The sequence below is a fragment of the Prevotella sp. P5-108 genome (genome assembly GCF_002251385.1).
GTDB lineage: Bacteria > Bacteroidota > Bacteroidia > Bacteroidales > Bacteroidaceae > Prevotella.
In genome coordinates this window covers 21,023-44,634 of sequence record NZ_NPJJ01000028.1, presented here as the reverse complement: position 1 = coordinate 44,634, position 23,612 = coordinate 21,023, and the positions used below count along the sequence as shown (strand labels likewise).

At 43.4% G+C, this 23,612-nt stretch carries 21 protein-coding genes and 1 pseudogene; 9 read left to right on the top strand and 13 right to left on the bottom strand.

The genetic code is table 11. The features are described 5' to 3' along the window. Position 1: 1 nt before the first annotated feature. The 4 genes from CIK95_RS04885 (at position 2) to CIK95_RS13145 (ending at position 2,577) form a co-directional block, all read left to right on the top strand. The gene (locus CIK95_RS04885) at positions 2-1,291 is read left to right on the top strand and encodes a hypothetical protein (RefSeq protein WP_094466438.1); all 1,290 of its coding nucleotides are present in this window, start codon (positions 2-4) and stop codon (positions 1,289-1,291) included. 6 nt (positions 1,292-1,297) lie between these two features. Then, on the top strand, positions 1,298-1,756 hold the full coding sequence (locus CIK95_RS04880; RefSeq protein WP_144007738.1) for a hypothetical protein: 459 nt from the start codon (positions 1,298-1,300) through the stop codon (positions 1,754-1,756). Positions 1,757-1,768: 12 nt separating this feature from the next. Continuing rightward, entirely contained in the window at positions 1,769-2,083 is a 315-nt protein-coding gene (locus CIK95_RS04875; protein ID WP_094386735.1) for a hypothetical protein, read from the top strand. A 260-nt stretch (positions 2,084-2,343) separates the two neighbouring features. Beyond that, positions 2,344-2,577 carry a DUF6140 family protein gene (locus CIK95_RS13145; protein ID WP_094386736.1) on the top strand — a complete coding sequence of 78 codons (234 nt, stop codon included), beginning with the start codon at positions 2,344-2,346 and terminating at the stop codon, positions 2,575-2,577. A gap of 732 nt (positions 2,578-3,309) precedes the next feature. Here CIK95_RS13145 and CIK95_RS04865 read toward each other — a convergent pair. From CIK95_RS04865 to CIK95_RS04835, 7 genes are all read right to left on the bottom strand, one after another. Next, positions 3,310-3,993, bottom strand: a complete 684-nt coding sequence (locus CIK95_RS04865) for a hypothetical protein (RefSeq protein ID WP_254046425.1) — start codon at positions 3,991-3,993, stop codon at positions 3,310-3,312. After that, entirely contained in the window at positions 3,914-4,402 is a 489-nt protein-coding gene (locus CIK95_RS04860; protein ID WP_094466437.1) for a hypothetical protein, read from the bottom strand. Before CIK95_RS04860 ends, CIK95_RS04865 begins: the two co-directional genes overlap by 80 nt. Positions 4,403-4,413: 11 nt before the next feature. Beyond that, on the bottom strand, positions 4,414-4,800 hold the full coding sequence (locus CIK95_RS04855; protein WP_094466436.1) for a helix-turn-helix domain-containing protein: 387 nt from the start codon (positions 4,798-4,800) through the stop codon (positions 4,414-4,416). Between the two features lie 375 nt (positions 4,801-5,175). Then, the gene (locus tag CIK95_RS04850; RefSeq protein WP_094466435.1) at positions 5,176-6,024 is read right to left on the bottom strand and encodes a hypothetical protein; all 849 of its coding nucleotides are present in this window, start codon (positions 6,022-6,024) and stop codon (positions 5,176-5,178) included. A gap of 273 nt (positions 6,025-6,297) precedes the next feature. Further along, the gene (locus CIK95_RS04845) at positions 6,298-7,443 is read right to left on the bottom strand and encodes a site-specific integrase (protein WP_094466434.1); all 1,146 of its coding nucleotides are present in this window, start codon (positions 7,441-7,443) and stop codon (positions 6,298-6,300) included. Between the two features lie 176 nt (positions 7,444-7,619). Then, entirely contained in the window at positions 7,620-8,591 is a 972-nt protein-coding gene (locus CIK95_RS04840) for a helix-turn-helix domain-containing protein (protein WP_094466433.1), read from the bottom strand. A 347-nt stretch (positions 8,592-8,938) separates the two neighbouring features. Beyond that, positions 8,939-10,234, bottom strand: a complete 1,296-nt coding sequence (locus CIK95_RS04835) for a leucine-rich repeat domain-containing protein (RefSeq protein ID WP_094466432.1) — start codon at positions 10,232-10,234, stop codon at positions 8,939-8,941. Between the two features lie 343 nt (positions 10,235-10,577). On the opposite strand from CIK95_RS04835, the gene CIK95_RS13140 reads away from it, so the two are divergent. From CIK95_RS13140 to CIK95_RS04810, 5 genes are all read left to right on the top strand, one after another. Then, complete coding sequence (locus tag CIK95_RS13140) at positions 10,578-10,970, top strand: hypothetical protein (RefSeq protein ID WP_052485229.1); 393 nt, start codon at positions 10,578-10,580, stop codon at positions 10,968-10,970. Positions 10,971-11,108: 138 nt separating this feature from the next. Next, a complete protein-coding gene (locus CIK95_RS04825) occupies positions 11,109-11,879 on the top strand; it encodes a phosphatase PAP2 family protein (protein ID WP_044074736.1) in 771 nt (256 codons plus the stop codon). 16 nt (positions 11,880-11,895) lie between these two features. Beyond that, a complete protein-coding gene (locus tag CIK95_RS04820) occupies positions 11,896-15,021 on the top strand; it encodes an efflux RND transporter permease subunit (protein ID WP_044074737.1) in 3,126 nt (1,041 codons plus the stop codon). After that, positions 15,018-16,259 (top strand): TolC family protein, encoded by a 1,242-nt coding sequence (locus tag CIK95_RS13285; protein ID WP_082030915.1) that lies wholly within the window; start codon positions 15,018-15,020, stop codon positions 16,257-16,259. The genes CIK95_RS04820 and CIK95_RS13285 overlap by 4 nt, the downstream gene beginning before the upstream one ends. Beyond that, the gene (locus tag CIK95_RS04810) at positions 16,256-17,431 is read left to right on the top strand and encodes an efflux RND transporter periplasmic adaptor subunit (protein ID WP_094387147.1); all 1,176 of its coding nucleotides are present in this window, start codon (positions 16,256-16,258) and stop codon (positions 17,429-17,431) included. The genes CIK95_RS13285 and CIK95_RS04810 overlap by 4 nt, the downstream gene beginning before the upstream one ends. A 101-nt stretch (positions 17,432-17,532) precedes the next feature. Here CIK95_RS04810 and mobV read toward each other — a convergent pair whose 3' ends face one another. The 6 genes and pseudogenes from mobV to CIK95_RS04785 form a co-directional block, all read right to left on the bottom strand. Then, positions 17,533-19,566 (bottom strand): MobV family relaxase, encoded by a 2,034-nt coding sequence (mobV, locus tag CIK95_RS04805; protein ID WP_094387146.1) that lies wholly within the window; start codon positions 19,564-19,566, stop codon positions 17,533-17,535. A 189-nt stretch (positions 19,567-19,755) separates the two neighbouring features. Further along, positions 19,756-20,778 (bottom strand): DUF6371 domain-containing protein, encoded by a 1,023-nt coding sequence (locus tag CIK95_RS04800; protein WP_173849863.1) that lies wholly within the window; start codon positions 20,776-20,778, stop codon positions 19,756-19,758. A 114-nt stretch (positions 20,779-20,892) separates the two neighbouring features. After that, on the bottom strand, positions 20,893-22,149 hold the full coding sequence (locus tag CIK95_RS04795; protein WP_371591378.1) for a DUF3987 domain-containing protein: 1,257 nt from the start codon (positions 22,147-22,149) through the stop codon (positions 20,893-20,895). After that, positions 22,139-22,207 (bottom strand): annotated as a pseudogene (locus tag CIK95_RS13635) (hypothetical protein); the annotation flags it as partial. The pseudogene CIK95_RS13635 and the gene CIK95_RS04795, both read right to left, overlap by 11 nt. A gap of 81 nt (positions 22,208-22,288) precedes the next feature. After that, complete coding sequence (locus tag CIK95_RS04790; RefSeq protein WP_094466430.1) at positions 22,289-22,660, bottom strand: helix-turn-helix domain-containing protein; 372 nt, start codon at positions 22,658-22,660, stop codon at positions 22,289-22,291. Positions 22,661-22,768: 108 nt separating this feature from the next. Beyond that, positions 22,769-23,536 (bottom strand): hypothetical protein, encoded by a 768-nt coding sequence (locus tag CIK95_RS04785; protein ID WP_094466429.1) that lies wholly within the window; start codon positions 23,534-23,536, stop codon positions 22,769-22,771. Positions 23,537-23,612 lie beyond the last annotated feature (76 nt).

Here is a 23,612-nt window from a genome sequence, read left to right as displayed (position 1 = left end):
TATGGAAACAGCAATAGAACAATTAAGAAAGCTCGTCATAGAAGGGAAAGAGAGCATTCCCAATCGTGGAGTCAGAACATTTACCTTGTTACAGGAACTCACTTTTATTGAGAATAGGAAGCAGGTCGATTACTTCTTGACGATGCACCGATACGTGAAAGAACTAACGTCTATGCCTGATGCACTTATCGGACCAGGCCGCAGATGGATGACCGCTTCGCATGTTTGTCATGCACTTGGAATTACTAACATTTGCCTTGGAAGTATCAGCCTTACACCGATAGACTTTTGGGGCGATGAAGATAGTGATACGACGATGGACATTGAGGTTGATGAAGATACCTATGACTGGGCATATTTCAAGGCTACAGAAGTATTCGGGTATGACAATGTTGCCCGCACATCAGACATAGACAACATTCAGAGTGAAGAAGAAATCAATACGTTTCGTGGATATAGGAAGAAGCAGAAAGGCTATTCTATAGTTGTCTGTCCTGATGGTGTAGCAGAACATTATAAGGTTTATGAAGTGGAAGGAGATGACGGATTAGATACGCTTTGCATTGACGGTGATGTTGAGCCGACAGACAACATACATATATTCAGATTTAACGTCATCCGCTCAGATACGCTGACTCGCATCAAGCGCATTCAACATGAAATCGTCAAGGCTGGCAAGGTATGTCCAGACATGTATCATCGTGGAAGTGCAAACATTCTGTATTATTCAAATGGTTATCAGACATTGTTTGATGAAGAAGACAGAAGCATTCCTTTCTTTGGTGACAAGTTGGCAAAGGAAATGGCTGAGATACTTTTCGGTAAGATAACTTCTATGGAAGACCTGCTTACCATTACTGCCCTATACAGTGCACGGCTGATTTACGAAATTCACGTCCATAACATTGAAGACTATAAGAAGAAGCACGGTGTAGTACGGCTATTTGACAAATGGCGATTCCCATACGGATTCCTATATAGAGAGGATGTCTGCTGGTTCATGACGGGCTGGATAGGTATGACTTGGAAAGAGTCAGCAAGGATTGTTCAGCTGATGTCTGGCCAGAACCCACTTGAAGCGGAATGCCTTAAACATGTTTATCTGCATCGGGGAATGGATAACGGCTTTAGGGAGGACGAGCTAAATCATATCTGGAGTTCACTCTTTGACAGGGCAACCAAGAGACCTTTGCCAAGCATGGCACACTTTGTCGGTTCGATGTATCAGTATGCTTTCCTTGCCATGCTAAAGAAAGACTTCCCAGAAGAGTATCAATCAATAAAAGGATAGATGATTATGGAAGAACAGAAATGCATGATAGGGCCAGAATACATGAGACCCGTTTTTGCCCTCATTGACGAAAAAGTTACAATAGAAGAAGAGCACAGACAGGTTAAACGCTGCATCATGGATGTGCTCAACGCTCCTAAGGGTCTTGCGAGCATCGATGTTAACGATGTGAGAGACCTGTTTCAGGAAGGTGGAGAAATTCATGCCTTTGATGTTTCTGTAGATGCCTTAATGGCAAACAGAATGAATCTGATGATGGTCGAAATAACAAGAAATTCCACACATCTTGAACCATTCAATCATGCTCTAGTGTTTTTCTTCTTTCCCGAAGAACAGCCTTTACGGATGGATGAGCTACAACCGTTTAGCGACTGGATTGAGTCTATAACAGGAGAGTTTTTGATTAAGTGGGGTATGGCACCCCAATCTAAACAAGAACTTCGAGCAATTGTGTTATTACAATAATAGAAATGGAATATGGCAAAACTGAGAAATAAGGACTCTACCGAGAACTGGAGCCACAAGAACGACTATCCCATTGAAGAGGTTTGGAATACGTACCATACTTTGGCTCGGTTAATCGTTCCACGCTTACAGGCTTTTAAGGCACTAGAGAAACATGGCTATTGTCCCGACTTCAAAGGTATGCGCGAGTGGAACTGTGCTATTCAAAAGATGATTGACGCTTTTGAGTTGATGAAGTATGCAAATACATATTCGGAAGATGAAAAAAGGACAATCGAGCAAGGTCTTGATTTGTTCCGAAAGCATTTTTTTAATTTATGGGATTAAAAGATTCTGAAGTATCACTATACAAGCTGAAAGAAATGAAAGACAATAAGGAACTATTTACAGATGAAGATGATATGATCCTGTTTTGGACACAAAAAAAGACCTACAGAATTTTATCTGAGTCACTTACTTGATTTGAACTTTGTATATCATGATAATAAAGAAGAGAACGTCAAAGATTTAAACGATCTCATTCAGGCAATAGAAAAGTATCGAGACTCACTGTAGTCTCACAGTATTCACATTAAAACAAATGTATTATGGCACTCTGGAGAATTGTTGTCAAGAACAGCGGTAACGCTGCTTGCAAGAACAAGAGACAACGCCTTGAAAAAGGTATGTTCATCGAAACAAGCACAACATCCACGACACCGCCAATAGGTGTTACTCGCGAGCAGCCGATGTTGGCTCAGCTTTTCATGAACAAGTATGGCATTGAGATTGATTCACACCACATGAATCGGTCGTATTTCGACTGTGACAAGATTGGGTGATGACTTTAAGCAGAGGACAACGTATTTGACTCTGTTCAAATTTACAAGAAATGGTTGCTGCGCAAAATTACAAGCAGTGACCATTTTTATTTGGTGTGCAAAGCTGGCATCCCGTTTTTACATAATCCCTTCAGACGACGTACCCATATGGTCACTTATTCCTTGATTTGTATTGGGGTGTATGAAGAACACGCAATCATATTGGGTAGTCTTATCCAATAAGATAAGCCAAGAAACCAGACAATAACGGCTTGCCTTGGAATGGCAGACTTCAATCAAGCAAAGCGAGGATGGGGTATTAGGCTGCCCCTCTTTACCGTTGAATGGCTAACGGAGCGAGCTCCGGCGTGTCGGAAACGGATTTCTGGAACCTCACGAAACTGCTGCGATTTTTAACGCTTGGGGACGCTTGCGTCTAACAGTGTTTTGAAAAAACGCTAAGCCTAATTAGTGTTAACTGTTATTAACACGATTTGGAAGGTCACCTTCTGCTACGCGGAGCAAGCTCGTTTGAAGTAAAGAAAAGTCGTTGCCATAGCATCATGCCATCAGTTTCCATTCGTGAGGATGACAGCCGCCCGAAGAGATTTCAAAGTCACTATAAACCCCATTGCTTGCAATTTTATCTGGTCAGTCTCCCAAGCCTCGAATGAAGGCAGGGGTATTAGGCTTCCCGATGCCAGAATAATCTGGAACATGGGCAAGCCCAATGCCCGAAGATTTGGAATGCAACTAACCACGTGTCGCAAATTTGTCTATACGATAAGTACAATTGTTGAACACGATTTTCTTGACCATCTCATTGAGCCTGTCGGCAATACGGTCACCATAATGCCCTCGGATTTGCTGCGGAGTGAGGTTGGTCGTGATAATGGTGAAAAGCTGCTCTTCGTAACGCTTTGTCAGCAGGTCAATGACAGGTGTATAGATGTTACCATAGTCCAATACCTCTGATGGTTCCGTGCCAAGGTCATCTATGCCAAGCATATCAACATTTATGAGTTTACGGTATGCCTCATAGTTGTTCTGGCAGAGGTACGCAATGTACTTTGCATCCACAATTCGGATTCCATATGTTCCTTCGTTGTATGGTTTGGGAATATGCAGTGTGTTCAGCAATTGTTGGAATGCTTTAAGCATTGTACTCTTGCCATTTCCACATCCACCGCACAGCAGGATGCCGAAATGGGATGATGGTGTGGTAAGCCAATGGGCCATCTCCTGAAGTTGCTTCTCCATATCTTCGTTAGAACAGAAGACACGGTGTCGATATTCCACCTCAGCCATAATTGCAGCCAACAGATAGGAATAAGCCTTTTCCTCTGACATGGACAGCTTAAAACGAGCCTTCATAGGACGACGCTGCAGCATGGATTTCTTTAATTCCTCTACGTCTATTTTGAGTATTGTTTTCATTATTCCTTTCTCTTTCTTTGATTGATAGATTTTTCGAATCGCCTTTTATTAAATTGTCTTTGTCTTTATCTTTTATATGTGTCAAGTCATGCGTCAAGCCATCTGTCAAGCCTACTGTCAAGTCATCCGTCCAATTTGTGAGCGTATAGGTTGACGGTAGATGGCGTGATTTGCCTTCGGTGAACGAGATAAGTCTGCGCTTGACAAGATGCTCCCTTGCCGTGATGACCGTCTGTCTTGAAACACGGAGGTCATCACTTATCCTTGTAGTGGAACAGGCAAAGGGCATCTGCCAGAAACGCTTGTTACATTCGTTCACAAGATAGGCAAACAAGGCAATCTCACTTGCTGGCATTGGCGACTTCATGGCAGAACGCCACATTTGATTCATCAAGCCGATGTAATTCATATCTCTATCTGTTAATCATGCCAGCAGGACTTGTTCGGTTTGCGCTTGTGCGAAGAGAGAATGGCATCGTTCTCTTCGTCTGCTGTCAGCGGCACGGCATTCTTTCGGTTCGCCTCCAGCCACTTGTCAAGTTCGTCCTGATAGAGGACGTAACGTTTGCCTGGCTTGGTGGCTGGTATCGTCCCATCACCGAGTTTCATGTACAGCGTCCCTAAAGGAATGCGTGTGTACTCAGCCGCTTCCTCCACAGTCATGGGCTTGTGACGGCTCTCGCGAACATGATGTTTCCGATTCTCTTCCTGCTGTTTGATAAGCAGTATTTTCATACCCATCACCTCATTCCGAAGCTGGGCGACGACCTGTGGGAGGTCGTTGAATGTCAATTCATTTTGTTCCATAATTTTCACGGCCTTTGGTTAGAGACCGGGTGCAAAGGAACTGAATGAAGCATCCGTGCTGATGGAAACTTATGGTAATTCGCAAATCACTTTATAATAACTTGAAAAGGTATGATTATCAGATGATTGTTGAATAACAACAGAGACTTTCTCCAGGTATCTTCATGATATTAGCAAGTAAGCATAAATAACCCACTGCAAAAACTGTCGTATGATTCGACTATTTTTGCTGTAGGACTATGAAGGCAGACGAAGTTCTATATACTGGCAGGGAAAGATAGTCTGTTTTGTGAAAGGTACATGGATACAGGACCAGCCGCATCTGACAATATAAGTCGGATGCGGCTGGTTGTAAACGATGAGAGGAAAGTGTTACTACTTTATGGATTGAGATATATGAAACGATATTCCGTCTTTGCCAGGCAAGTCTATATGAATTTTGTCCGATGTTGATGTGACTCTCAGGTTCTTCAAGGTGGAATTATCAAGGTCCTTGCAAAGGTCTGGGAACATGGTACGGATGAAATTGATGCATAGTTCCACGCTGTATGGTTTGCCCTTGCCGAGTCCTAACCTTGAAGTGATGTTCCATATCAGATGGCGCACGTCAAAACTGGTTAGTGTACCTTTTAACCCGACAAACGGCTTAGGCTCGTATGCTGGGTTGATGGCAAACGACATTATTTCAGCACAGAATGTCTCCATGTCATCCTGTTTGATAAACGGAGCCATGGTATAATGAAGATATTCCATGATCTTGTCAAGCTGCTCTTTCCTATGAGCCGCTTGATTCCTGTAAAAATCATCACAACCCTGTCTGTAAAGGTCAATCATAGAGGAAGGAGTAATGATGTCTTTCGTTTCTTCTTTCATTGCCAATAGCATTTCCGGCTCCCCAGAAACGACTTCCTCATTTGGTAACTTTGATCCGGGTTGTTCTTCTGCGACAATTAATTTCTCATCCATCGCTTTGTTGGCTAATATGGATTCATAGATTTTCATTGGCACACATAAGAAGCACCATACCATAAACTCCAATAACACAGTAAAGCCTGCGAAGGAAATGTAGAAGAAGCTCACATCTTGTGAGAATATACCGCTGATTATTCGTGCCGGTATGATAGCAATGAACAACACCGCTATGCTTACCAGCAAATATAGCATGGTCTTGAAGTTTATTGTAGGGAATACCGGTTCACCATTTATAACTGATGTCTCTTTCATTGTTTTTACCTTTTACTATCGTAATTACTCTTGTTCGTTGCCTGCGATTGGCTCTTTCGGTGTGCAAAGTTACTTTGGTTGTTTCTGACAGCTGATGATTGTCAAAATAATCTGCTTCTTTTTAATTTTAGTTGGCTATCGAGTATGATTTTACGGCGTTTTTCATACTATAAGGATTGTAAGTCAAGAATAAACGAAAAGGTACGAAACAAAAAAAAGGAGAAGCAAAGCCTCTCCCCAATGATGATACATATATTGAACAGATATAGGTAGTTATTGCCCAACGACCTTTAGTTGCGCTGTCTTCGCTGGTCTAAGAGTGATACGGTTTACCGACTCGCGTTTGCTCTCGTCCGCCATGTTCGCATAGATTTGCGTGGTTGAGACGTTCTTATGACCCAACATGTGCTGGACAGTATAGACGCTCGTACCAGCATCCACTTGTAGAGAACCGAATGTATGGCGGCTACAATGGAACGAAATCTTCTTGGTGATGCCAGCGGCTTTCAGCCAGTTCTTCAAGGGTGTCTGGGTAAGTTTGTCAGTGAAACCTGTGAAGACAATGCCAGTTCCACGTTCACCAATCAGTTCAAGCGCCTCGTCACTGATGGGGTTGTTCACCAGTTCCTTTGTCTTCTGCATACGGAGTGTCACGTACATGCCTCCGTCACCGTATGGCTGTATATTCTCCCATGTGAGCTGCTTGATGTCGCTCTTTCTCAGTCCCGTCAGACAGGCAAAGAGGAAGGCTGTCTTCAACACACGATATTCGCAAGGCGTGTTTGCCAGCCTTATAAGTTCATCCTTGGATAAATGTTCTTTCTCTGTTGGAATAGTATCAATGCGTTCCAGAAAGCCATTGGGATTCTCCATAATCTTGTGTTCCCTATAGGCGGTATGGAGTACAGCGCGGAAGGTTGACCAATAACCGGCCACACTATTTATGTGCAGTTTGTGCTCTTTGTGGATAGTTTGTGGGGCATTCAAAAGATACTCGCGGAACTTGTTGCACAAGTCAACGGTGATTTCATCGAAACGGCACTTGTTGTTGCAGAATCGGGCAAAGTGCTTATAGACGTGCTGCCACTTGCAGTTCTTCTTGTCTGCTTTCTGCTTGAAGTAGGCAAGAAAATCGCCCTTCATCTTCTCCTTGTCAAAGAAATCATATCTTTCATTTACTATAGACTCATAGCGACGACAGCGAAGGGCTTCCGCTTTCTCACGCATACGTTCGTTGTAGTCCTTTTCTCGTTGGTTCTTCGGCTTGGCATAGATGTAGATGCCGAGCGATTCATGACGCATGACCTTCATCGTACTCTCATCCCTATAGCCGGGATAGTAGTCGAGATAGAAGGATAGCTGTTCACCGCCTTTGATTTTGCGTGTGCGGAGTGTCACGGTCTTGCAGATGTTACTCATAATAATACTTTTTGGATTTTACTTTTTACTGAATGCTGATGGCTGTTGCCGGCAATTCGGGTACAAAGTAACCGAATGGTGCACCCGTGATGATGAAAACTTATCGTAACTTGTGAATAATTGAGGAATAACTGGATTTTGCTCAAAATCGTGGATGTAACTTCTGTTTTCCATCGTCATTGAACCCGATAGGAACCAAATTGAGCCAGCCTCTCGGCCATTACCTTTTCAAGTTCATCTTTGACGATGAGGTTTTGGACACCGACTTTTATCTTGGTTATTTTCTCTTTCTTGATGATAACGCAGATATTGCTCTTGGTCATACCGTATTTCTCGGCTGCATCTGCTGTGGTGCAATAGGCATCGCTTGCTTTCAAGTCAGGACGGAAGATGTCATCAAGATGTTTCTTTGAATAATAGGTCTTGCCATATTCTCGTTTGGTGGGAATATGGCGACGGTATGCTTGGGTGCGCAATGATTCCTTGGTTGTGGAGTAGAGAGTTTCCGCCTTCTCGGTCGTGAGCCACTCTGTTAGGGCTTCTATCTCGGCAGTAACTCCGAAAAGTTCATCCATGTGTTTACGGCTATAATAGTTCTTGCCTGCAATCTTGCACATAGGTATGTTGTTTCTCTTGGCTGATGTGTATAGCCATGACTTCTTTATTTTGTAAGTAGCCATAACATCCTCACCCGAGATATAGTCAAGAACTTCGTCTTGGATAGTGGATTTTGAACAAGAGGGAGAAGAGGAGTTCTGTGTCTTGGAAGAGACAAACTTCTTGTTTCCCTTTTGTTGTGTTCCAATCAATACACGATGATAGGGATTGCCAGCAAGCATCGCCTCTATATCGGTCCTACGGATGAAGGACATTCGCGAACTGATGCGTGATGCCGGCAGTTTGTTCTCAGCAACAAGTTTGTAGATGTACTGTCGTGAACAGCCCATGAGGATGGCTGCCTTTGAAAAAGAGAGATATTCTGCGCCCTGAATATCCATGATGGGTGCGGTGGCTTTGAGGAAGTCTCGCTGACGAGCCTTTTTCTGCTGTTTGGCTTTCTCAGCACATTCTTCACTACAATACTTCTGTATTCCGCTGTTTGTGGTGAAGACCTTGCCACAGTAAGCGCATTTTCTGGTCTTTGGCATACTTGCATATTTATGGGTTCAACATTCCTTTTGTTGTACCTATCCGCAAGTAATCACAAGTAAACTATTGACAACCTTTGTCAACTTTCTCCACGATATTGCTTTTCGCAAAAGCAGGTCAAAAAGATGTCAACTCTTGTAACCAGTCGTAAACCATTGTCAACTATGTTCATGATATGACAAAAATAAAGCCACGTAAATTCCCTGCGGTAGAAATACGTTGCAAATTTATAGGGAATTTCCGAAGCAACCAAAAACAGCCTTTGAAGTGTTAAATTCTAAAAGTATTTGTATTTCAATAGTTTAGATTTGGTTAGTTTTTGTTGTTCATGGTAGTTTCGGAGTCTCTAAATACAGTATGAAAACGCCGATTCTCCAATGCTTGTCACACTGCTTGGAATGTTGATGCTGGTCAGTGATTCGCACTCGGAAAACGCCTTGTCTCCAATGATTATTACACCTTCCTGTATGTTGATGTTGGCCAGTGATTTACACTTGTAAAACGCCGAGTCTCCAATGCTTGTCACACTGTCCGGGATGTTGATGTTGGTCAGTGATTTGCAGTATGAAAACGCCGAGTCTCCAATGCTTGTCACACTGTCCGGGATGTTGATGTTGGTCAGTGATTTGCAGTATGAAAACGCCGAGTCTCCAATGCTTGTTACACTGCTTGGAATGTTGATGCTGGTCAGTGATTCGCACTCGGAAAACGCCCTATCTCCAATGGTTGCCACACTGTTTGAAATGTTGATACTGGTTAGAGATCTGCACCCGTAAAACGCCATGTCTCCAATGGTTGTCACACTGTTTGAAATGTTGATACTGGTTAGAGATCTGCACTCGTGAAACGCTCCGTCTCCAATGCTCGTCACACTGTCAGGGACGTTGATGCTGGTCAGAGATTTGCACTTGAAAAAAGTAGTTTCTCCAATGCTCGTTACGCTGTTCGGAATGTTGATGCTGGTCAGAGATATGCATTCGAAAAACGCCGAATTACCAATGCTCATCACGCTGTTTGGTATGCTGATGTTGGTCAGAGATTTGCACCCGTAAAACGCCCCGCCTTCAATGCTTGTCACACTGTCTGGTATGTTGATGCTGGCCAGAGATTCGCACCTGGCAAACGCTGAGTTTCCAATGCTTGTCACATTGTCTGGTATGTTGATGCTGGCCAGAGATTTGCACTCGGCAAACGCTGAGTTTCCAATGCTTGTCACACTGTTTGGTATGTTGATGCTGGTCAGTGATTCGCACTCGGAAAACGCCTTGTCTCCAATGATTATTACACCTTCCTGTATGTTGATGTTGGCCAGTGATTTACACTTGTAAAACGCCGAGTCTCCAATGCTTGTCACGCTGTTTGAAATGTTGATACTGGTTAGAGATCTGCACTCGTAAAACGCCGAGTTTCCCATGGTTATAACACTGTTCGGTATGTTGATACTGGTCAGAGAACTGCACCACTGAAACGCCGAGTCTCCAATGCTCGTCACAGTAGTCGGGATGTTATATATATTATCTTCTGCTCTATATGCGATAATAGTAGTCTTGTCAGCATTGAATAATACATGGCTTTCATATATAAATGATTTTGATTCACAACATAAAGAGCCATGCCAAAGTACAAATGGATTTCCTTCCATATTGATAACACTGTCTGGTATGTTGATGCTGGCCAAAGAATAGCACCAGGAGTATCTATTATTAGTTGATTATCAGTATTATAGGCTCTAAACGGTAGAAAAGTGGCTATGTGGATTCTGTTTAGATACGAAAAGGTAATATTTAACGTATTTAACTTTTAGTTACACCAAAAACCAATGAAAAGGGATAGGATGAGGTGTTTCTACTGAAACCGCAGTATGAAAAGCAAAGGAGTCATACAGATTTTACTATGGTTCACGCATCTAAAAAATGGTATACATATAACTTTGCAACCGAGTTGCAAAGTTTATTTGCTATCTTTGCAGCCAAATTGAAAATATAATGAAGCAGAAGCTCTACATAACTATTTTGGCTTTGACAACAATTGTTTTGTTGGCATTGTCGTTTATACCGCACCATCATCACGAAAGTGCGGTATGTACCGTTGTGGAGCATTGCAATAGCGACAACGCTGACAATGACAAACATACGTCACATAAGGACGATGGAACAAAGTGCTTCGAACAAGGCAGTTGGGATGTTGTGTCAGTAAAGACTTTACATACAAGTAACATACATTATTTATATCATGCAATAGTATGGGCTTTATCTCGTATTATGGGATGGGTGTCAGAACCAACTAAGACGGTGTTTGACACTCGCATACCTATTATTATAAAGGCGGAACTATTGCGGATAAATGGACTTAGGGCACCTCCTTTTTATCGTTTCTAATAGCGTTGTTTCTTTTAAGGGGGGCAACGTACAGCGACTATACCTATTCATATGGAAGGTATAGTTACAAATCAATCATTTTTATTATGAACTTGCAAGTGCTTCAGTGTTTGGAGCACAGGCATTAGTTATTGCAAAATGTCAATTAAGGAAATTCTGGCGCTTGGCGCACTGGCTTTTCCTCTTTTGTCGTATGCACAAAGCAAAGACAGCTTGACATTCACACAAGATAGCACAGACATGACTTCTATGAAGAGGTCAAGTGTCGTGCCTTATATTATACCAATGTCACTTATGTCGTATGGAACGGCAGAGGCTATTGTTATGAATAAAGGCAGGATGCTGAACTATGCTATCGGACATGAGGTTATAACCCACAAGCCAATAGCCATAGGGATTGATGACTATACACAGTATGTGCCAGCTGTAAGCGTATTGGCATTAAATCTGTGCGGAGTAAAAAGTTGTCATAACCTAAAAGAACAAACGATGCTGTTGGGGTTGTCAAGTTTGCTGACGGCTATATCCGTAAATGGCTTGAAATACACAGTAAGAGAGATGCGTCCTAATGGCTCACGTCGCAATTCTTTTCCATCTGGGCATACAACAGTTGCCTTCATGGGGGCAGAACTCTTGTGGCAAGAATACAAGGACACTTCACCGTGGATAGGTATAGGTGGTTATGTCATAGCTGCAAGTACAGGAGCATTGCGTGTGTATAACAACAAGCATTGGATAGGAGACGTGGCATTTGGAGCAGGATTGGGTATTCTGTGTACGAAATTGGCATACAAGTTATATGAGCCGATTTCACGCAAGATGCACAACAAACAGTCCAAGCGAACAAACACTGTCTATCCATATTATAACGGACAACAAGGAGGACTAGCACTAACTATACAATTATAATTAGAACGATAAAGAAATGTTTCAAAAAATAATTCAATTATCAATCAAGAACAAGGTAACTATAGGTATGTTGACCTTGGTGCTCATTATATGGGGCACATGGTCGTTGTCGCAGTTGCCTTTTGACTCTACACCTGATATTACAAATAATCAAGTACAGGTGATAACCCAAGCTCCATCATTGGGAGCGCAAGAGGTAGAGCAGTTTATAACCACTCCAGTAGAAATGGCTTTGGCCAACATTCCACGTGTGGAAGAACGCAGAAGCATCAGTAGCAGCGGCTTGTCTGTCATTACATTGGTTTTTGATGACGATGCAGATGTATATTGGGCTCGGCAGCAGGTAAGCCAACAACTAAAGGAGGCAGAGGAAGTCATACCACAAGGTAAGGCAACCATAGGTATGGCTCCTGTCACTACTGGTTTGGGAGAAATATTCCATTATACCATTCGTGCAAAGAAGGGATATGAGGACAAATACAGTTTGTCAGATTTACGTACCATCCAAGATTGGATAGTCCGCAAGCAATTGTCAGGAACACCTGGCGTTGCAGAAGTCAGCGGCTGGGGTGGATATGTGAAGCAGTATGAAGTGGCTGTGGATGCCGACCGTCTCAATGCTGTTGGTCTTACAGTTACAGAAGTTTACGATGCCCTTGAAGCAGGCAACGAGAACACAGGCGGAAGCTACATAGAGAAAAATAGTAACCAGTATTTTATCAGAGGCTTGGGACTTGTTTCAACACTCGAAGACATAGAGCGTATCCCTGTCAAGACAGTCAATGGCACGCCTATCTTGATACGTGACATTGCAAAAGTACAATATGGTTATGCCACACGTTATGGTGCAGTTACACGCAATGGCGAGGGTGAAGTGGTGGCAGGTATCTCACTGATGCTGAAAGGTGAGAATTTCCAGCAAGTTATTAAGAACGTAAAAGAGCGTATTGCGCAGATTCAGAAGAGTCTGCCAGAGGGTGTAGTCATAGAACCATTCATAGACCGCACTCAGTTGGTAGACCGTGTTACTGGAACCATCACCCGCAACCTTATCGAGGGTGGCCTCATTGTTGTGTTCATACTCGTTCTGTTCTTGGGTAATTATAGGGCAGGATTGGTGGTGGCATCCGTCATTCCGCTCGCTATGCTGTTTGCTTTTGGTATGATGCGGTTGTTTGGTGTCAGCGGAAACCTCATGAGTTTGGGAGCCATTGATTTTGGCTTGATCGTGGATGGCGCAGTGATTATCGTAGAAGCCGTATGCCACCATATAGGTATCAGTCGTGACAAATACCATGGCTTGCGCTTAACACAAGAGCAGATGGACAAGGAGATATATCATTCCGCTTCCAAGATTCGTAAGAGTGCAGCCTTTGGCGAAATCATTATCATGACGGTATATCTGCCATTGCTTACATTGGCTGGTATAGAAGGAAAGATGTTCCGTCCGATGGCACTTACCATTTTCTTCGCCATCCTTGGAGCGTTTATCCTTTCGCTTACCTACGTACCAATGGCAAGTGCTCTGTTTCTTAGCAAGGAAAGTGTACATAAGACTAATTTGTCAGACCGTCTGATAAACAAGTTACAGAGTTGGTATAAGCCTATCATCACCAAAAGTCTGCAACATAGCAAGGTGCTCATAGCTTCCATGGTGCTGCTGTTCGGCATCAGCCTTTTCGCTTTCACTCGTTTGGGCGGTGAGTTTATCCCGAATCTTGAAGAAGGTGACTTTGCAGCCGAAATCAGCATGGCACAAGGTACATCACTCTCTCAGATGGTGAAGACCTGCACTCAGGCAGAAAAGATATTGAAGTCTAAGTTCCCGGAGGTGAAGCAGGTGGTAACTCGCATCGGTAGTTCAGAGATTCCAACCGACCCAATGCCTATAGAACGAGCAGACATGCTTATAGCCCTCTATCCGAAAGCAGAATGGACATCTGCCAAGACAAAGGACGAACTCATGGAAAAGATGGAAGAAGCCTTGGGAGCTATTCCTGGAATGGAAGCCGAATTGACACAGCCAATCCAAATGCGAAACAACGAACTGATTACAGGTATTAAGCAGGATGTCGCCATCAAGATATACGGCAACGACCTTGATGCTCTGCAAGCATCCGCAAAGCGAGTGGCATCTCTTATCAAGCGTGTTGACGGGGTGTCTGACCCATTTGTCGAGAAAGTACAAGGTTTGCCACAGATTCAAGTAAAGTACAACCGAGATCAGCTGGCTAAATATGGCATTTCGATAAGAACTGCCAACAAGGTGCTTGAAACTGCTTTTGCAGGAAGCCGCTCGGGATATGTGTTTGAGGGCGACAAGCGATTCGACTTGGTGGTGCGTATGGACAAGGACTTACGTAATGATATAAAAGCTATAGAAAGTCTGTACCTTCCTCTGCCCGATGGTGGAACAATTCCTCTCCAGCAAGTAGCACAGATTACATTGACTGATGCACCTGCACAGGTTACACATGAGGATGGACAGCGAAGGATATTTGTCGGTTTCAATGTAAGAGGACGAGACATACAGACCACAGTAGATGAAATTCAGGAGGTTTTAGACAAGGAACTAAAATTGCCAGCAGGTTATTATTACACTTATGGCGGTCAATTCCAAAATCTTCAAGAGGCAACCGGTCGTTTGATGCTGGCAGTTCCTTTGGCATTGCTCGTCATTTTGGGTTTGCTGTATGCTACGTTGAAGAATATCAGGGAAACCTTGTTCGTATTCTCAGCCATTCCTCTCTCTGCCATTGGTGGTGTGTGGGCTTTATGCCTGCGAGGTATGCCTTTCAGCATTTCCGCAGGTGTAGGTTTCATTGCCCTCTTTGGTGTGGCTGTACTGAACGGTATTGTACTGATAGGACAGTTCAATACTTTTGAGAAAGAAGGCGTGACGGATGTAAAAAAACGAGTGATAGATGGTTGTATGCTCCGTCTTCGTCCTGTCATCATGACCGCATTGGTAGCTTCCTTAGGTTTTATGCCTATGGCCTTGTCAACTGGTGACGGTGCTGAGGTTCAACGACCGTTGGCTACTGTGGTCATCGGCGGATTGGTAACAGCCACGATATTGACACTTGTTGTCTTGCCATCTATTTATAAGACATTCACCAAGAAAAAAGAAACAAACGTATGACAAGAATAAGATTGTTTATATTAGGCGTACTGTCTATGGCATTCGCCTCCATGTACGCACAAAATGAGAGTTGGTCTTTGCAACAATGCATAGACCTCGCTCTTGACAACAGCCTATATATGAGAAATGGGCAAATTGCAGTTGGAAAAGCTAAAGACTTGCAGGGTACAACATTTGATATTGAAAAGACCTCTATAACGCTCAGCCAAGATCCGACATCTGGCGGAAGTCCAGACAATGGCATTTTGATAAGCCAGACCTTTGATTTTCCTACGGTGTATAACGCCCGAAACAAGTTCTTGAAAGCTGAGACTGCCGTTGCGCAAAGTCAGGTGGCAATAGTAGGCAACCAGTTGGTAAGAGATGTAACATCTGCATATTACTCGTGGCTTCATGCACATAGCACTTTGCTCGTGTTGCAAAAGCAAGACAGCGTATATCAGCACTTTCTGCAACTGGCATCGGCTAAGTACAAATCGGGGGAGGCTAACCAGTTGGAACAGATGAATGCACAACGATTGCTGAATGAAAATCGGATAAGTTTGCAAAGAGCAGAGAATGACTGCAAGAAATATTTATTGCAGTTGAAACAGCTCATCAATACCAATACTGACTTCACTCCTCAAAACGAGGGGTTGGCAAAACTACATGACGCGAATCTTGGGGAAACTAATTTCTCAGACACGCCACTTGGACGAAACATGCAAGCACGCCTCATAAGCAATGAACGTAGTGTTTCGCTTGCCAAGCAGGGGTATATGCCAAGCTTCACTCTCGGCTTTACAACACAGGCTGTCATCAAAGGATTCAATCCTTACAATGTTGACAGAAGTAGGTTTTCCAAAGGTAACTTCATGGGATTTGAGGTAGGCATCGGCATACCCCTGTTTTGGAAAAGCAATCGGTCAAAAGTCAAGGCTGCCAAACGTGATGTGGAGTTGGTGCAGAATGAGCGTGCATTGGCAGAACAGCAGCAGAAAACGCTTATGCGTGATGCCACAAATGAGTATATGAGAGCAAAACAAGTTCTTGATTATTACGAAAGACAAGGCAACGCCGAGGCAGCACTCATGGCGAAACTATCTCAGATAAACTACGAGAACGGAGAAATGGGGTATGTGGAATACATACAAAACCAAACTTCGGCTCTTGATGTACAACTTCGTTACATAGATGCTGTCAACGACTATAATCAAGCTATCATCAATATCAATTATCTCAACGGAAATAAACAATGAAAACATTTAATATCATCATCATTGCTGTCATCAGCATATTTCTTGCATCATGCACAAAAGGCAAGCAGGAAGAAGTAAAGGAAAACAAAGTAGAGGAGCAAGGCTATGAAACCATTGAACTTACTCAAGAACAGATAAAGACGGTTGGCATTACGCTCGGCAAGGTTGAGAGTCGCTCTCTCAACAATGTGATACGTGCCAATGGCGAACTTCAGCTCAACCCGCAGGATATGGCAGACGTGACTTCTCTCGTAGGAGGTGTTGTCCGCAAAATTTATGTAACAGAAGGACAGCTGGTGAAAGCAGGTCAAGTGGTTGCACACATAGAGAATACCGAAATCGTAGGATTGCAGAAAGACTATCTCATTGCTGTAAAAGAGACCAATGTAACACATCAGGAGTTGCTACGCCAAAAGACATTGGCTTCACAGAAGGCAGGAGTGGAAAAGACCTTGCAACAGGCATCAGCAGCATACGAGATGGCACTGGCTCGCCAGACAGGGCTTTACAACCAGCTCCGTCAAATTGGCATTAACACCAACCTTGTGAAACAAGACAGAATCATACGGCAGGTAGCTATCTCTGCTCCAATTTCTGGCATCGTGACGAAGATAAGCATAAAGAGTGGAAGCTATACGGAAAGTTCACAATCATTGATGCAAGTAGCCAACAATGCCGCTGTGTTCTGCAACTTGAATGTTTTTGAGCGCAATATCAATCAAGTTGCTAAAGGGCAGAAAGTAGATTTCGTCATCACCAATAGCCCGAATATTCATTTCAAGGGAACAGTAAGAGAAATTAATCGCTCGATGGATTCTGACACCAAGGCTATATCCGTACGTGTCGGTATTGATACAAAGAACATCACTGAACTTATTCCTGGCATGTATGTGACAGGCATCATCAGTATGGGCAAACAAAATGTGCCAGCCTTGCCTGACGATGCTATTGTAAATGCCAATGGCAAGCAATATGTGTTCGTGCTTGAAAAAAAACACAAAGAAGGCAATGACGTAAAATATCAATTCAAGCAGATGGAAGTCGTTGCAGGTGTAAGCGAATTGGGATATACGCAAATAGATTTCGTCGCTCCTATTAGCAAGAATGCAACTGTTGTCACTTCCAATGCCTTCTACATAGCGTCTATGACGGCAGACTATGGGGAAGAATAAAAGGAAGAAACACAAATGAAATAATATACCTTTATAGTCAAGATGTGAGATAAGCTTTAGATAATCTCACATCTTGATTTTTACAACCTTTTATACAATACTTATCTTCGTGATGAACGATAGGGCTTATTATTAATTGCTCCCAATCCTATCTTCTGTGTTCCATCCCAATTCGTCAGTTGGTCGGCACAACCATTGGAGCCACCAAGCGAAACGTATGTGTCTGCACTGCATGACATGTGGTCAACAAAAGCGAGGAAGTTGTCAATAGCTTTGTCTGTGAATTGAACTTCATTTGTGGCGAAGAGTTTTGTCCAACTGGTGACACATTCCTGCTTGAAGTCTGTAAAACCATGCCAAGACATATCAGACAAGAACCTTTTTGTTGCCGATTCTATACAGGCTTTAGAGTCCAATCCAATATTATGCTTTACAGCAGATGCCATAATGCCATAGTATATGGAAGCCGATTCTTTCTCGTTGAAGTTGACTCTATCTGTCTTGGCAAAGGAAGATAGAGCTTCATGTCCCTCATGGATGAACTTGTCAAGCACTCCTATGTATCTATTTTGCCGAGCCATGCTTTCACGTTTAGCTTCGGCTTCTTGCCGAGCCTTTTCTTTTGCACCTTCCTCCTTTCGTGCTTCCACTCGTCTCCATGCATCAGTCATTTCTGGCTCTTGCCAAATGGCATTCCAACGAGCCTTCAAATCATTGTACATTTCCATAAGTGTGGTATTATAACTTTTGGCACTGGCGAGTTCTTCCTTCGCATAGACAAGTTGAGTAGTCACTCGCTCCACAGCCTTCTCGTCAAGTTGAGAGATGCGTTGTTTGACTTTGTTGTTTTCTGCCTTTAGCGCATCATTCTCGGCACGAAGTGACTTGTTCTCCTCTATCTGCTTATTGAGATTCTGCATATAGTAAGTGTATGTCTTGTTGACAGACTTGCGTACACCTTCATTCTGTTTGTCACGTTCTGCATTGATGGCTACGACAAGAGCTTTGATAGCTGCGTTGATGTTGTTTACACGCTCCTCACGCCATGCCTTTTGTCCGATAAGAGTAGGAATAGGGATGGCAAGTTCTTTCTTTACGGCATCCATTGCCTCTTGAACAGGTGTCTTGATATTGAGAAGAGGGAAGGTGAGATCTTGCTTGTCAATAGTGGCAAGAACAGCGTATTTTTCCACCTTGTCAAGAGCGACTTTTGCCTGACGTTCCGCTTCAAGTACCACCTTGTTCTTATGCTTGCGTCCCCGTTTCTCTTCCTCTGAAAGTTCATCATAGGAGAAACCTCTTGCCAAGCCATACTTATGACCGACCTTGTTGTAATAGTCGGTATGAAGTTGTGATAAGTACTGTGACTTATCCTTTGCTCGTTCTCCCCACACTTTGGCATAAGAGACCCTTTCAACAACACCCTTTGCAACTTCCGATTTTGTGTAGTTGTCACGTTCTTCTTTTGGAAGTGCTCTCCATTCCTTTGTAGAGAGAACCTTTTCTGGATTATCCTTGTGAATGTACTTGCTTCCGATGCGCCCACGTTTCTTTACTTGTTCTACAGGCACGGTCTGCACATGGGCATGGATGCTTGTCTCGTCACAATGCACATCAAAGCCGATGACATTCTCTTCTCCCCATTTCTCACATGCAAAGCGGTAGGTGTCCAATGCCCAGTCATAGATGCCTTTTTGTAATGTCACATTGCTGTGGTCAGCATTTGGATCTGACGTGTTGAGTTTCTGTTCACCAAAGGCAAGCCTGTTAAGCACATCATGGTCACCACTGAAGATGATGCCGACAGTGCAGTTCGGACTGTTCCTTGAAACTTGGTCGGGACGCTTGGCATCCATATACGGCTTGAAGCCAAGTTCATCAAGTCTGTGCTGCAAGCGTTCATGCAACGGCACCGACTGGGAACCAAGAGGCACTATCTTTCCATCCTTGACTATCTCAAAGTTGAGTCTCTTGCGTGAGTAGTTATAATGGTTGTTCTTGTCTATGTCCGCGTTTTTTAGTTGGTAACGCTTCTCGTCCCAACCTCTGCGTTCCGCCTCGTTACCCACTTGGGACGAGAACGATTTCTTGTCTGTGCCTACATGAATGGCGGCACGTGGTATGTTTCTTTCCATAAGAATCTTGTTGGAGTTTGTAACATTGTTATAGTATGACTGGTGACAGGTCTCGGGCGGAGCCTGAGCATAATAGAAGGATTTTTTAAGTGAACAGCGTCAGCAAGTGAATCTAAAAGTCCCTATTATGTTTAGGACTTTTGTGAAAGTCCGTCACGCAAGCGTGCTCGCAGATCCTTACCCACTCTGCTATGGCTCTTCCACCAACACCAACCCAAGACTGTCTATCAGATGTTGGAGTGGCGGATGTTGCTTTTTCAGCCTTTGTAGCGCCATCTGCGGTGTTTCCGTCATCAGCAGGAAGTCGGCAATGTCAAGACCTTTGGTCTTTTGTTCATCGGTGGCATTGTCTTCCAAGATGTTGCTTATGACAACCCTTTTGCAAACAGATTGCAGCAATGGAATTTTTGATTTCCATTTGTCCGTTGCTCCAAGGTCAGGGAACAGAATGATGTCCCGACCTCCCAATACCTTGACAGCGATTTGGTTGAGACAGCCATGCATACCTCCAGTTGCCAGCCAGATGAAATTGGGGATGAAATGGGATGCGATTATGGCAGTTTTTTCACTCTCGACAATAGCGACCGACATTGTGGGATGCTGTGCCAGCAAATGCTCACCAAAGAAACATTGGCACAAGTTGAAATCTGGAAGATGAAGAAAAGCATGCGCCCATCCAACATAAGAACGTGGCTCTTTCACACGATGTCCGTCTTTGGGATTATATAGCATGACCTTGCCAGTCCTCACCTTATCATCCTTGTCAACTTGCCAATAAATGGTTGAGCCTCCCCACTTATAGGATGTTCCGACATGATACATCTTCATCAGCCTTTCTGTCTCTTGTTCACCAAAGACCTTGGAAAGGTACTGGTATAACGGATTGATTCCGTAATGAGACAAGGAACGCTCCATAATAGCGTTGGCAATATAGGACATAGGCTTTTCTACGACTTTCGGTTGGGTATTCCTTCTTGTCGGATAAGGCAATTTGTCCTTAGACAGAAAGTCTGGATGCTCACGGAAATAGTCTTTAGGAGTATAGTGATACCCACAACTATGCTCATGGTCGCATTTGCCTACATTGTCAGGGAAGGATACTTCCCCCTCATCATCTATGTATCTTGTGAAACAACGCTTGCGCTCACAATTCGGGCATGTGTAACGATTACCCGATCTGTATTTCTCCAAGTGAAATCTATACTCGTTCATCATCGTAACTGAAATGAATTATTGGTGAATTTCAGCTTTCAGTTCTTTCATGTTTTCAGTTACGCACTTGTCAACTGAAAAACTGAAACAAATGAATACTGAAAACAGGTTGGTTTATGTTTCAGTTGCCTGTCCTGTTTCGAACTTTACTTTTTCGTAAAATCCTTTCTTTGCCTTTGTGATTAGTCCAGACTTCATAAGCTCCTTTATATAGTTCATCACAGTACGGTCTGTAACATGCAGATTCTCCATTCCTGTTTTTATGGCTGTTTTTGTGTCAAAACTGTCTTCCAACAGATACAGCAACTCCTTGGACATAGAATCACATGTGTCTTCAGCAACAAAGGCTCGGCAGCGTTGATAACAATTCTCACAATATTCATTGAGCAGTAATGCTCCTTTTATGGAATCCACATCAATACTTTGCAGATGACTCTCGCCACAGGCGTATCTTAGAGCTTGGAGCAATAAGGCAATGCGTGCGACGTGGGTATTGTGCTTCATCACCCTCGTTTCAACATCTTCATCGTCCTCTATGGCATTGATGGCATCCACATTTCTGTTCCACCAACCAAAGAAAAGGGAGTGTGCGTCCTTGTCCATATAAAGGATATTTGGACAACATTCATTTGTGTCATTACACCTTGCATAGTCAAGTCCAAAGATTTTCCCGATGATGTCAGCCCATTTTCTTGAAGCCTCGCTCTGGCGCACATGGCCGTCTTCCTCATCCAGCCAGTGTGGAACTTTCTTGGATTTGGGATATACAACCAGAATACGGTCAAGAAAACCTGTATCCATGAATTTGGAAGCCATCAGTTCCTTCATTCGTTTGGTCTGTGTTGTACCGATGATGTTGACACATGGCTCTTCTACACGTTGTGGGCGGTCATTCTTGACACGTGTGTTCTCCAAGTGGCATCCGCTCCAGATGGAAAGTAGGCGTTCAAGCATGGGATTTTTCCCATACCTGTCTGTATTGGCAAGCAGTCCGAGAATTTCATCATAGTTGATGGCTATGCCACGCAAGTTGTTGTAATGCTCCAATACCAGAGCCTCCAATGTAAAGTCATCCAATGTGACCCTTTTCAGAATAGGCTTCTTCATTTCCTTGCTTCCGCTTTCCTTTGTTGCACATGCTGCCTCATATAGGTCAAGTTCATAGCAAAACTTGTCAAACAGCTTTCGTTCATACTCCCGAATTGGCTTGTATGCAAGCTGTAATGGTGGAGTTTTGCCCATGCCAGGTCTGCCAACCAATATGATATAAAGGGCGGCATTCGTGTCCCAATCCTGCTTAACGTGAATACGATAGGTATTGCCAAGAGCCGCAGATGCTGCCGACAGCATAGACATGGCGACATAATCCACCTTGAAATTGCCATGCACCACCATGTCTATGATGATGGACTGCATTTTTTGTGGAAATACCTCAAGAGGGAAGCCTGAGTCCGCTAAAGACTCGGCTTCCATGTTGATTTTGTTACATAGTTCAAGCGCATCCATGATATTACCAGTTTAAGGGTTTCGGCTTGCGCTTGTTGCCTGCAAGAATGGCTGCATTCTCCTCCTCTGCTGTGAGAGGTACAGGATTCTTGCGGTTAGTCTCCAGCCACTTGTCAAGTTCATCCTGATAGAGGCAATAACGCTTGCCAGGTTTGGTGGCGGGAATGCTGCCGTTGCCAAGTTTCATGTAGAGAGTTGCCATCGGCATTTTCAGGTATGCCGATGCTTCCTCCACACTCATAGGTATGTGCGTGTTCGCCTTGTGTGGCTTGTTCTGTGATTGCAGACTGCTGATCATCTGCTTCATGCCCACCACTTCATCCCGAAGCTGGGCAACGACCATTGGAAGGTCGTTGAAAGTTAATTCCTTATTCATTCTGATACTTTGTTAATAACTGGTGCAAAGGAACAGAATGATGCTTCCGTTACTGAGGTTCGTGACAGTCATTTGTCATTCACGAAGGAATAACTCTAACAATGGGGATTATTCGGGATTTTCCTCCGTCACATCATGGAAATCATATTCACCATTGGCAGGCTCGTCAATAGGAATGACATCATTGGAACATGGTGCTTTCAGGTTCTTCAATGTGCTGTAGTCCAAGCCTTCAAACGGCTTTGGAAATAAAGCCTTGACAAAGGCTATTCGCATTGCCATTGTGTAATCACGCTTACCCAAACGTTCTGCGATATTCCACACGAAGTGCCTTAAAGGAATATTCTCAACCGTCTTCTTGAAACGGTTTATTGCTATCGGGGTATAGTTGGTGTCGTTGCTCCATTCCTTGACAGCCTCAATTACCTTGTACAAATCTTCCTCATAAAGAAACCTTGACATGGTACGATGCACATAGTCAAGTACGGCTCTTGTTCGCTTGTCCTTTTCCTCCTGCGCTTCTTTTTCTTGTGCCTCTACACGCTTGGCATAGTCTTCATGACTGTATTGTGCTGGCTCTGTTTGTGGTAAGGTTTGCATTGGCTGTTCTTGTTCTGTTGCTGACTCTGCTTCTACAACGTTTTTCTTTGTCTTGCTGTTGCTACCAATGGTCATCAGTTCATAGGGATAATTCACCATAGAAATGAATATCGCCCAAAGCAGGATGTTGCTTCCTACAAAGATGATTGACTCGACAAACAGACTTTGGTGAAAGTCATTGCCTACATACATCGCCACGACAAGAGAGATGGCAAGAATTGCTGTACCAACAAAAGCGTAGATGGTACAATCTGAAGTTGTCTTGTTTTCTATCATTATTGTATTCGTTTTATTGTTATTCGTTCAAAAACTTCCACAAAATTAGATGCAGAAGCATGTAAAAACCGTATTT